Annotated in this window: 11 protein-coding genes; all 11 read left to right on the forward strand. The window is 32.9% G+C overall.

What is annotated here, in order from left to right; all coding sequences use genetic code 11:
* Positions 1-39 precede the first annotated feature (39 nt).
* The 11 genes from tsaD (at position 40) to AAGV33_RS10470 (ending at position 11,682) form a co-directional block, all read left to right on the forward strand.
* Positions 40-1,062 (forward strand): tRNA (adenosine(37)-N6)-threonylcarbamoyltransferase complex transferase subunit TsaD, encoded by a 1,023-nt coding sequence (gene tsaD, locus AAGV33_RS10420; RefSeq protein WP_373391960.1) that lies wholly within the window; start codon positions 40-42, stop codon positions 1,060-1,062.
* 3 nt (positions 1,063-1,065) lie between these two features.
* Positions 1,066-1,770: a 16S rRNA (uracil(1498)-N(3))-methyltransferase gene (locus AAGV33_RS10425; protein WP_373391961.1), complete on the forward strand. Its 705-nt coding sequence runs from the start codon at positions 1,066-1,068 to the stop codon at positions 1,768-1,770.
* Between the two features lie 144 nt (positions 1,771-1,914).
* On the forward strand, positions 1,915-2,553 hold the full coding sequence (locus AAGV33_RS10430; RefSeq protein ID WP_373391962.1) for a DUF4159 domain-containing protein: 639 nt from the start codon (positions 1,915-1,917) through the stop codon (positions 2,551-2,553).
* 6 nt (positions 2,554-2,559) lie between these two features.
* Entirely contained in the window at positions 2,560-3,063 is a 504-nt protein-coding gene (locus AAGV33_RS10435; protein ID WP_373391963.1) for a TrmH family RNA methyltransferase, read from the forward strand.
* Between the two features lie 33 nt (positions 3,064-3,096).
* Entirely contained in the window at positions 3,097-4,188 is a 1,092-nt protein-coding gene (locus tag AAGV33_RS10440; RefSeq protein ID WP_373391964.1) for an AI-2E family transporter, read from the forward strand.
* A gap of 1 nt (position 4,189) precedes the next feature.
* Positions 4,190-5,371, forward strand: coding sequence for a class I SAM-dependent methyltransferase (locus tag AAGV33_RS10445; protein ID WP_373391965.1), 1,182 nt, complete (start codon positions 4,190-4,192; stop codon positions 5,369-5,371).
* A gap of 2 nt (positions 5,372-5,373) precedes the next feature.
* Positions 5,374-5,943, forward strand: coding sequence for a hypothetical protein (locus AAGV33_RS10450; protein WP_373391966.1), 570 nt, complete (start codon positions 5,374-5,376; stop codon positions 5,941-5,943).
* 123 nt (positions 5,944-6,066) lie between these two features.
* Entirely contained in the window at positions 6,067-6,588 is a 522-nt protein-coding gene (locus AAGV33_RS10455) for a GNAT family N-acetyltransferase (protein ID WP_373391967.1), read from the forward strand.
* A 20-nt stretch (positions 6,589-6,608) separates the two neighbouring features.
* Positions 6,609-7,424: a DUF1961 family protein gene (locus AAGV33_RS10460; RefSeq protein ID WP_373391968.1), complete on the forward strand. Its 816-nt coding sequence runs from the start codon at positions 6,609-6,611 to the stop codon at positions 7,422-7,424.
* A gap of 429 nt (positions 7,425-7,853) precedes the next feature.
* The gene (locus AAGV33_RS10465; protein WP_373391969.1) at positions 7,854-9,938 is read left to right on the forward strand and encodes a beta-galactosidase; all 2,085 of its coding nucleotides are present in this window, start codon (positions 7,854-7,856) and stop codon (positions 9,936-9,938) included.
* Between the two features lie 529 nt (positions 9,939-10,467).
* Positions 10,468-11,682 (forward strand): hypothetical protein, encoded by a 1,215-nt coding sequence (locus AAGV33_RS10470; protein WP_373391970.1) that lies wholly within the window; start codon positions 10,468-10,470, stop codon positions 11,680-11,682.
* Positions 11,683-11,734 lie beyond the last annotated feature (52 nt).

Raw genomic sequence — 11,734 nt, forward strand, 5'->3', positions numbered from 1 at the left:
ATCGGTTTCTCATAGTTAATTCAAAATTTGTGCCTTTTTATGCTAAATCCCGAGGTTTTTATTCTTGCTATCGAAAGTTCCTGTGACGACACTGCTGCCGCCGTTTTATGTAACGACAAAGTATTGTCAAATGTTGTAGCAAATCAACTAATTCATACGCAATATGGAGGAGTTGTTCCTGAATTAGCTTCAAGAGCACATCAACAAAATATTGTACCTGTTATTGATGCTGCTTTAAAAAAAGCAAATATTAAAAAAGAACAGCTTTCGGCCATTGCATTTACACAAGGCCCAGGCTTGATGGGATCATTACTTGTGGGAAGTTCTTTTGCAAAATCAATGGCTCTGGCTCTAGGAATTCCACTTATTGCGGTCAACCACATGCACGCTCATATTTTGGCACATTTTATAGACGAAGAAGGTTTTGAAAAACCCGAATTTCCATTTTTAGCCTTAACTATTAGTGGCGGACACACACAAATTGTAAAAGTCAATGACTTTTTTGATATGACCATCATTGGAGAAACTACTGATGATGCAGTTGGAGAAGCTTTTGATAAAAGTGCTAAAATTCTAGGTCTTCCTTATCCTGGCGGTCCTTTGGTTGATAAATATGCTAATTTGGGAAATCCAAAAGCTTTTCCATTTACCAAACCAAAAGTGCCTGGATTGGATTTTAGTTTTTCAGGTCTAAAAACAGCAATCTTATATTTCATTCAAAAAGAAAAACAAAAGAATCCTAATTTCATTGATGAGAACATCAACGATATTTGTGCTTCAATACAACATACTATCATCCAAATTTTAATGGACAAATTAAAACTAGCGGTGAAAGAAACCGGAATCAACCAGATAGCGATTGGCGGAGGTGTTTCGGCAAACTCAGGAATTAGACAAACTCTAAAAGATGCCGAACAAAAATACGGTTGGAAAACCTTTGTTCCAAAATTTGAATACACAACCGATAATGCTGCAATGATTGGAATTGTAGGTTATCAAAAATTCTTATCTCAAAATTTCGAAAACGCTTCAGTTGTTTCTAAAGCGCGAATTCAATTCTAAACTATGCAATTATTTTACAACCCAAATATTGACGAACAAACTGAAAACTTTTTCTTTGACAAAGAAGAAAGCAAGCACATTATCAAAGTCTTACGAAAAAGAGACGGCGATATTTTATTTGTAACCAATGGATTGGGTTTTTTATTCGAATGCGAAATTACCCTGGCTTCTGACAATAAATGCACGGTGCAGATTAATTCATTCGAAAAGAAAGCAACACCAAAATTTCATTTGCATCTGGCTGTTGCTCCAACAAAAATGAACGACCGCTACGAATGGTTTTTAGAAAAAGCTACTGAAATTGGCATCCAGGAAATCACACCTATCATTTGTGATCGTTCCGAAAGAAAAGTAATCAACAAAGAACGTTTTGATAAAATCATCTTATCGGCATTGAAGCAATCGAATGAAGTGTATCTTCCTAAACTGAACGAAGCGGTTACTTTTAAAGAATTTGTGAACCAAAAAAATAACGGTACTTTATTAATTGCCCATTGCGAGGAAACGGATAAAAAAACATTAAAATCAGTTTTAAAAACTAACGAAGATATTACGTTGCTTATAGGTCCAGAAGGTGATTTTTCGGTTAAAGAAATTGCGCTGGCTTTACAAAATAATTTTATTCCAGTTTCTTTAGGCAACACCCGGTTAAGAACCGAAACAGCAGCCATTGTTGCCTGTCATAGTGTGGTGTTTTTTAATGAATAAGTCATTGCGAGCGATAGCGTGGCAATCACACTAACACAAGTAAATTACTGATTATAAAATTGATATAATATGAACTGAATCAAAAAATGTAGTGAGATTGCTTCGTTCCTCGCAATGACTAGACTAACCACTAAGGACTAAAAAATGAAAAGAATATATTTTATTTTACTGTTAATCTCTTTCACTGCTTTTTCTCAGGAACTTGCGGTGGTAAAATACAGCGGTGGTGGCGATTGGTATGCTAATCCTACTGCTCTACCTAATTTGATTCGTTTTTGCAACAGCAATATCAATACGACTATAAATCCAAAACCAGTAACGGTAGAACTGAGTAGCCCTGACTTATTTTCTTATCCTTTTATTCACATGACGGGACATGGAAATGTAGTTTTTAGTGATTCGGATGTGGTTAATCTTCAAAAATATTTAAAAGCTGGTGGTTTTTTACATATTGATGATAATTACGGAATGGATGAATACATTAGAAAAGAAATAAAAAAAATATTTCCTAATAAAGAATTAGTCGAAATTCCTGCTACTCACGCTATTTTTCAAAAACCATATCTTTTTGCGAATGGATTGCCTAAAATCCATGAACACGAAGGCAAACGTCCACAAGCTTTAGGCATTTTTATTGACAATAGATTAGTCCTCTTTTATACTTTTGAATCTGATTTAGGTGATGGCTGGGAAGATGCCGAAGTGCATAATGATCCTATTGCCGTACGCGAAAAAGCATTGAAAATGGGTGCCAATATTATTAATTACATCTTTAAAAACTAAATTCAAGTGCAATTAAAACACGAAGAAAATCAGTTTGAACCAACTACTTTTACTATTACTTTAGTTTGCGACCATATTTATTTTCAACAAAATATTGGTTCGTTGTTTCGAATTGGAGAAGCTTTTGGAATCGAAAAAATTATTTTTACAGGAAAGGATATTCCGCTAAATCCTAGAAAAATAAACAAAACTTCAAGAAGCACTCATTTGCATGTAAAACATTCGGTAATTGAAGAAAACAAAGACTTAATTGCTTATTTACAACAAAATAATTACGAAATAATTGCATTAGAAATCGCTTCAACCAGTAAACCGTTAAAAGAAGTCGAATTGCCTTCTGACAAAAAAATAGCGCTTGTTATTGGCAACGAAATCAACGGAATAAGCGATGAAGTTTTAACTATTTCAAATCAAATGGTACACATCAATATGTTTGGAAAAAACAGCAGTATGAATGTGGTACAAGCAGCAAGTATTGCTTTATATGAGTTTACCTCCAAATTGGTTTGATATTTTTTTATCTTTATAAACTAAAACACAATTATGATAACATCAAAAACCATTGGTAACGGAATTCTACGTGCCTTAATCATCACTGCTGGAGCGGTACTATTAATGTACATTTTATACCTGATTCAGCCCGTTATTTATTTTCTTTTTATCGCATTAATTGTAACTATGATTGGAAATCCAATTGTACGCTTTTTAGAAGCAAAATTGAAATTCAACCACATTGCAGCCGTTTTAGTGACTATGGTATTCTTCATTTTATTATTAGCCGGTTTCATAATGATGTTTGTGCCTCTAATTATTTCTCAGAGTGAAAATTTGTCACTATTAGACACTGAAAAACTTCAAAATGACCTGACGCAACTTGCTGAACAACTTAACAATTATTTTTCAGATCGTAATATTGATACCGAAAACTTGCTAAAAGAATCCAATATTGCTTCAAAAATCAATTTGAATTTCATCCCGAATTTCCTCAACTCATTTTTAGGAACTCTTGGAAACATTGGAATGGCAATTGGTTCTATCATTTTTATCTCTTTCTTTTTCCTAAAAGACAAAAAGCTTTTTACAATAAATGCTAAAAAGATCTTACCTGCTGAACACGAAGATAAAATCTTAAGTTCATTTAGAAAAATCAATCATTTGTTGAGCCGTTATTTTATTGGTTTGATAGGGCAAATCACCATTTTGTTTGTTTTGTATTTAATTGTACTGCTTATTTTTGGAGTACAAAATGCCTTTATCATTGCATTTATAACTGCATTTCTAAACATTATTCCTTATATTGGTCCACTAATTGCAACCATTTTAGTTGCTGTTTTAACCATGCTCGGTCATTTGGATCCACAATCTCAGGGCGATATGTTATCCACAACTTTATATGTGTTGATTGGGTATTCTGTTGCGCAAATAATTGATAATAATGTTACCACACCATTGATTTTTTCTAACAGTGTAAACTCTCATCCTTTGGAAATTTTTATTATAATTTTGGCGAGTGGTTTCCTTTTTGGTGTACTAGGAATGATTGTAGCAGTGCCTCTTTACACCATTATTAAAGTGGTTGCAAAAGAATTTTTCCCAGAAAACCCCGTAGTAAAAGTATTAACAAGAGGAATTTAAGTTGACTTCAGCAATTTTAAAAACAGAAATACAACAATTTATAAACGCCAATCTCAACACTGATGTTGCAAAATTAGCGTTGAAAAAAAATCCATTTCCAGAAATTGATTTTGCTGTTGTTTTAAATCAGATTACAGCAAAATCAAAGGCTGAAAACAAACTTCCAACCTGGTTTAACACCAAAAACATCATTTATCCAAGTAAGATTTCGGTTGAACAAACTTCCTCTGAAAAGACGGCTCTTTACAAATCCAGTATTGTTTCAGGAGAATCGTTAATTGATCTTACAGGTGGTTTTGGCGTAGACGATTATTTTTTTGCAACCCACATAAAATCGGTGGCACACTGTGAAATCAATCCTGAACTTTCGGCTATTGTCAAACACAATTTCGAACAACTCAATGTTAAAAATATCGAATGCTATGCAGGTGATAGTTTTGAAACTTTAAAAACTCTGAATCGAAAATGGGATTGGATTTACATTGATCCTTCGAGACGAAATGACGCCAAAGGCAAAGTTTTTATGCTGAAGGACTGTTTACCAAATGTTCCCGAAAATCTAGATTTTTATTTCGAAAACACCAATGCTATCTTAATTAAAACCGCACCATTATTAGATCTTTCTGCTGGATTATCTGAATTAAAAAACGTAAAAGCCATTCATATTGTAGCTTTAGAAAATGAAGTAAAAGAACTTTTATGGGAATTACACAAAGAATATTCGGGCGAAATCACTTTAAAAACAGTCAATATCAATAAAGGAACTATTGATGTTTTTGAGTTTTTAATGAATCAGGAATCGGTAGTTCCAACGTATAGTTTACCAAAAAAATATTTGTACGAACCCAATAGTGCTGTCATGAAATCAGGCGGTTTTGATGAAGTGTCTGTTAATTACAACATCAGTAAATTACACAAACATTCGCATTTATACACTGCCGACGGAATCATTGCTTTTCCAGGGCGAATTTTCGAAATCACAACTTCTTTTCCATACCATAAAACAGAGTTGAAAAACGAAATGAGTGGAAAACAATTCAATATCACTACTCGTAATTTTCCTGAAACAGTAGAAAACATTCGGAAAAAATGGAAAATTAAAGACGGTGGAAATTTATATTCTTTTTTTACAACAGATGAAAACAATAACAAAATTGTATTAATTTGCGCCAAAATAAAATAATAATGAAACAACTATTACTTATTGCCTTTTTCTTCCTGTCTCTAAATACATTTGCACAAATACTTTGCGAATATGCTACTAACATAACAGACTCCATAGGAACTTACAAACTAACCAAAGAATACCTTATTTCAGAGAAAAATTTTGCTGGAACATCCAGCTATATTTTCTACACCTTATCTTTAACTGATGGAACGCCTACACTAAATGTACAGCTTATTCAAAAAAGCAAAGGTTTTATCAGAGCCAAATGTTTTGACAAAAACTCTAAGCTTTATTTGCAATTAAATAATGGGAAAGTAATTACTCTGGTTCATACTAACATGGAATATTGTGGCAGTATGATTAGGGATGAAAATGGTTTTGATAACCGCATAATCGTTGGGAATTTTATGTTTATGAAAGGTACAATGGAAGATTTAAAAAACTCTCCGCTTTCTTTAATGAGAATAAAATATTTAACTGACATCGAAGATTATGTCATTAAAAAAGAACTAGTTTCTGAATTAAACGGAAAAACCTATCAGCCCGAAACTTTCTTCATCAAGAATTTAGAATGTATTGAAAATTAAATTTTCTCTTCAAACCTTAGCGAATATTGACATTATTCTTTCTGTTATACTTCTAAAATATGGTGTTTTTAGTTAGTTTTGTTTCAAACAAAGGAGCTATTTTCGAAAAAAACACAATCACAAATGGAATCTATAATAATAATAAAAGAAGTCACACTCAATGATATTGAGCAGTTACAAAAAATTGGTAAAAAAACCTTTCATGAAACGTTTTCAGAATCTAATTCTGAAGAGAATATGAAGAAATATTTAGAGGAAGGTTTCGCTAAAGAAAAATTAACTACAGAACTTAATAATAAAGATTCAAAATTCTATTTTGCGATTCTTAACCATGAAACAATTGGTTATTTAAAAGTCAATTTTGGAGTATCGCAAACGGAATTGAAAGATAATAAAGCGCTGGAAATTGAAAGAATCTATGTGTCTAAGGAATTTCATGGAAAAAAAGTCGGACAATTGCTTTATAACAAAGCCATCCAGGTCGCAAAAAAGAAAAACATGGAATATGTTTGGTTAGGTGTTTGGGAACAGAATCTTAGAGCAATACGATTTTATCAAAAAAATGGTTTTGTTGAATTTGACAAACACATTTTTAAATTAGGCAATGAAGAACAGACTGATATTATGATGAAACTAAAATTATAAAGTTCTAAAAAACACTAAACATGAACCTAAAGCCATTTCTTATTCTGATTTTATTGTTATCTGCATTATTAAAGGCTCAGGAAAAGAACACCAAAGATTTTGACAATCTCAATCAATCTAATAAATGGCAATTACAATTTCAGGATAGCGGCACAAAAAATTGGCAAGCCAAATGGTTTTTGGACGGACTTCAAGCCAATATTAAAAATACCAAAGCTGGAATGCTCTTTAATGCTGGAGCAAAAGCAGGAACGGATACAGACCATGCGGTATTATGGACAAAGAAATCCTTTAAAGGAAATCTAAAAATAGAATACAACTTTTGCCGAAAAGATTCGGCTACCAAATGGGCAACTATTTTATACCTTCAGGCAACAGGTACTGGCATTGCTCCTTATGTTAAGGATATTTCAAAGTGGAATCATTTAAGAGAAATTCCAGCAATGAAAACCTATTTTACTAATATGAAAGCGCTACATATCAGCTATGCTTCATTCGAAAACAACAATATCGATAAAACAAAAGATTACATCAGAGTACGCCAATATCCTGTAATTTCAGGACAAAATTTTAATGCTACAACTGAAATCCCGAATCCTTTTTTTGAAACTGGACTTTTTAAAACGGATGAAAACTATACAATTACAGTGATCAAAACCAATGAAAAACTCTATTTTAAAGTAGCAGGAAAAAACAATTCTAAACTTTTCACTTGGAGTCTTAAAAATCAGCCTTCACTACTGGAAGGTCGAATTGGCTTAAGACAAATGGCTAGCCGCTCAGCACTTTATAAAGATTTTTCGATTTACACCATGAAGCACGACATTCACTTTTAAAAATTTTCGCCACGAATTCCACCAATTGTCACTAATTTTTATAATTCAAATCGAATTTCACTAATTCTATCAATTTTAATGATTCGTGTAATTAAACTACTAAGTACAGTCTATAGATTTGTTTTGGCAGACTGAAAATCTGCGAAGTTAAAGCAAAAATTTACCGCAAATTCGCAAATTTAAAGACTTCGATAGTGAAAAATAATTTGCGAATTTGCGGTGGATATTTTTAAACCTGAAAGGAAAATGCACTAAAGACATAGTTTTAACTATTTTTAAAACCAATAAAAAACAAGTAATAATCTGTATGTTTTGTGGAATTCGTGTCAAAATAAAACTCCTCGTTTGCCCTGACAATTAAGTGAGAAAATTACACTTTATAACTAAAAAAACTTAGATTTGTAATTACTATTTACTAACCATTTTATTATGAACCTAAAAACTACTCAATGTTTTCTAGCATTGCTACTCCTATTTAGTACTGCAACTTTTGCTCAAAAAATGGAGCAATTTTTTCCAAAAAAAGATTTAACCACCGTTGGAGTTTATTATTATCCAGAACATTGGAATCCTGCACAATGGGAACGCGATTTTCAAAACATGGAAAAAATGGGATTTGAGTTTACTCATTTTGGTGAATTTGCCTGGGCGCAACTCGAACCCGAAGAAGGAAAATACGATTTTAAATGGCTGGATAAATCTTTAGAACTAGCTAAAAAATACCATCTCAAAGTAATTCTTTGTACTTCTACTGCTACGCCTCCGGTTTGGTTGGTTCGCAAGCATCCTGAAGTATTAGCCACTATGGAAGATGGTTCTAAAATGGATCATGGAACACGCCAACATGCTACTTTTTCTAGTAATTATTACCGAACGTATTCAATGAAAATGATTGCTGAATTAGCTAAAAGATATGGTAATGATAAAAATGTAATTGGTTGGCAAATAGATAATGAACCGCGTCGTTTCTTAGATTATGGAAAAGATGCACCACAACGATTCCGCGATTGGCTAAAAGAAAAATACAAAACTATCGATGTCCTTAACGAAGCCTGGGGAAACAGTTTTTGGAGTGGTACATACAGTAATTTTGACGAAATTAATATTCCGTTGCATTCGCTTTGGGGAATGAATTTACACGCCCAATTGGATCATTATCGTTTTGCTGATAACGAAACCGCTACTTTCCTGGACGAGCAAACTAAAGAAATCCGTAAATATTCAAACCCAAATCAATGGATTACTTCTAATTACATTCCAATGTACGATGTAGGTTATGTAGGCGCAAGTAAAGAACTGGACTTTGTTTCTTACACTCGTTATATGGTTTATGGAAGCGATTTAGGAATTGGGCCAAAAGGCTACCGTGTAGGCGAATATTCCAGAATTACTATGGCAAATGACTTTTTCCGTCCAATGAAAGGCGCTTATGGTGTTATGGAATTACAGCCTGGGCAAGTAAACTGGGGAAGTATTAATCCGCAACCTTTACCGGGAGCCATGAGACTTTGGTTGTGGCATGTTTTTGCTGGCGGAAGTAAATTTACTTGTACCTATCGCTATCGTGCGCCTTTGTATGGCTATGAACAATTTCACTACGGAATTGTAGGTACTGATGGCGTTACGCCAACAACTGGCGGTCTTGAATTCAGCCAATTTATCAAAGACATCAATACTTTGCGAAAAAAACAAAATCCTAAAGCCCAATTACCTAAGGAATATTTGCAACGCAAAACCGGAATTCTTTTCAATACTGATAACGTAATGGGAATTGAACTGAACAAACAAACGAATCAATGGAATACTGAAAATCATTTTTTAAAGTATTACAAAGCCGTAAAATCTTTTGGTGCTCCTGTAGATTTTGTTCGTGATACTACTGATTTTTCTAAATATCCTGTATTAGTTGTTCCTGCTTACCAAATGATTGATCAGGAAATGATTGACAAATTGACTGGGTATGCTCAAAACGGAGGAAATTTAGTATTGAGCTGTCGTTCAGGAATTCAAAATAGAAAAGGGCATCTTTGGGAAGCTAAATTCTACGAACCAATGTGGAAATTAATTGGTTCCGAAATTGAATCTTATGATTTATTGATGCCACAATCCCCAGACAAAATTAAATTCAACAATCAGGATTTTGAATGGGTAAGCTGGGGCGATTTATTAAAACCAAACAAAGGAACCGAAATCTGGGGAACATACCAAGGCGATTTTTATGCTGGAACTGCTGCTATAATTTCGCGTAAATTAGGAAAAGGAACAGTAACTTATATTGGTGTTGATTCGAAAAAAGGAGATTTGGAGAAACAAGTTTTAACCAAATTATACCAACAACAACACATCCCGATTGAAAATTATCCGGAAGGAATACTAGTAGAATACCGCGATGGTTTTGGGATTGCTGTAAACTATTCGGATAAAATATATGAAATGAAACTCCCTGCGAATGCTGAAATTATCATTGGAACAAAATCCATGAAAACAGCGGATGTTTTGGTGTGGAAACAGTAAAAGAGATGGGACACATCTTTACAATCAACCCTGTTAGAGTTTTAAACTCTAACAGGGTTCTAAGACAGCAACCAATACTGAGTTGAGTATAAAAACCAGTCCGAAGCATACAGTAATATAACGGAAGCTTAAATCAAACTGTCCGAAGTATATAAATGGAAATCCGAAGCTTATAGAAGGCAGTCCGAAGTATATAAGTAGGAGTCCGAAGCTTCTAGGAGGCTGTCCGAAGCTCGTGGGAGGGCATTATTTTTGCTTCGGATACCTTATTTTACTGGACTTAGCATAAAAACACCTTAAATGACCCAAAAAATTAAAATTCCACTTTGTAAGTATTATTTTCTATATTTGAAAAAAGAATAAACGCTGGGCTTTTATCAGATAAAGGACCCCAATTTTAGGTAGATTGGAGCCGTTTTATGACTCCAATAAAACGAGTTGGCGGTAATTATAAAAAAATTACAGAAAAAAACATATGACAATAAACGAAATTAGAGATGCAATTACTTCCCTGTTCAACTTTACAATAATGGAAGAAACAGATGAAAAAATTGTATTTAATATCATTTCTGATAAAACTGCTATACTTGATAAGAATCTAGTTACTCAATTAATTCAAGAGTTATCAATAATGATTACAGACCAAGATGTTGAACTCACTGACTACTTCTCATTAGAAGTATTAGTTAGACAAGAGAGAATGATGCTAGCTCGTGAAATTGAACAAAAAGACCTAGTTAACAAAATTGAATATAAAATTGACAAACCAACAGACAAATATTTAATATTTTTCCTTTCAAATCTTGCTAAACAAAACACTCCTAAGATTTTACGAAATGGTATTGTTCCTCACAGACTTCGAAGAATATATGACGGAGAGAGAAACCAGCAAGAAATCTTGTTTGAACTTAGCGTTTTAGATGTAATTAAAGAAATAGTCCCACGTATAGAAACACTTCAAATAAAATCAGAGACAACTAAGAAAAAAGCAGATTTCGAGCAACTTGTATATGCTTTTCTTTTTAATTTAGGATACAATCTTGACTATACAATACAACCTCTTAGGTTTATGGATGAATTTACACAGCCATATAAATTAGGAAGACTAAGAAGATCTAGTTTTTCAGATGTAGAACCACCAAAAAGAGTTTATTTAAATGAACTGATACTTCATTATCAAAAAGGTATTTCAAGCGAAAGTATTGATCATCAGTTTTTATCTTTTTATCACGTTATTGAACATTTCTATGAAAAGATATATAATGACGACATTTTAAATAGTATCAGAACAGAATTAACTAAACCAAGCTTTTCATACAAAAGAGGTAAAGATATTTCAGGTCTTGTTGCTTTAATACAAAGTCGATTAAAATATAAGAATGATGAATTTCAATTAAATGAACCTGAAGCTTTGGAATTAACACTTAAAAAGTTCGTGAAAGATATTCCATATTTAGCTAGTGAATTGACTACTATTTCTCCAACACTTATTGAATACTTTAAGAGTAATGAAGTCCCATTTTCTAGAGGAAACAGAGTAAATTTTGAAAATGCAAATACTAATGAAGTTTATAAAAATCTTGCAAAACGAATTTACCTAACAAGAAATTCAATTGTTCATAGTAAAGAAACCGACAAAAGTAAATACACACCATTCCGCGACGATAAAGAACTTTTGACAGAAATTTATTTATTGAGATTGATCGCCGAAATTATAATTATTGAAAACTCTAAGGAACTGTAAAATAACTACCCAGATTACTCGGATATACGCAAACGTTAGCGCAGAATTGCAT

The sequence above is a fragment of the Flavobacterium magnesitis genome, from assembly GCF_041729735.1.
Classification (GTDB): Bacteria; Bacteroidota; Bacteroidia; order Flavobacteriales; family Flavobacteriaceae; genus Flavobacterium; species Flavobacterium magnesitis.

Excerpts from the sequence above, each read along its gene's own strand:
- AAGV33_RS10440 (WP_373391964.1), top strand. The coding sequence starts at position 3,097 with ATGATAACATCAAAAACCATTGGTAACGGAATTCTACGTGCCTTAATC.
- AAGV33_RS10470 (WP_373391970.1), top strand. The coding sequence starts at position 10,468 with ATGGAAGAAACAGATGAAAAAATTGTATTTAATATCATTTCTGATAAA.
- AAGV33_RS10450 (WP_373391966.1), top strand. The coding sequence starts at position 5,374 with ATGAAACAACTATTACTTATTGCCTTTTTCTTCCTGTCTCTAAATACA.
- AAGV33_RS10460 (WP_373391968.1), top strand. The coding sequence starts at position 6,609 with ATGAACCTAAAGCCATTTCTTATTCTGATTTTATTGTTATCTGCATTA.
- AAGV33_RS10425 (WP_373391961.1), top strand. The coding sequence starts at position 1,066 with ATGCAATTATTTTACAACCCAAATATTGACGAACAAACTGAAAACTTT.
- AAGV33_RS10465 (WP_373391969.1), top strand. The coding sequence starts at position 7,854 with ATGAACCTAAAAACTACTCAATGTTTTCTAGCATTGCTACTCCTATTT.
- tsaD (WP_373391960.1), top strand. The coding sequence starts at position 40 with ATGCTAAATCCCGAGGTTTTTATTCTTGCTATCGAAAGTTCCTGTGAC.
- AAGV33_RS10430 (WP_373391962.1), top strand. The coding sequence starts at position 1,915 with ATGAAAAGAATATATTTTATTTTACTGTTAATCTCTTTCACTGCTTTT.
- AAGV33_RS10455 (WP_373391967.1), top strand. The coding sequence starts at position 6,067 with ATGGAATCTATAATAATAATAAAAGAAGTCACACTCAATGATATTGAG.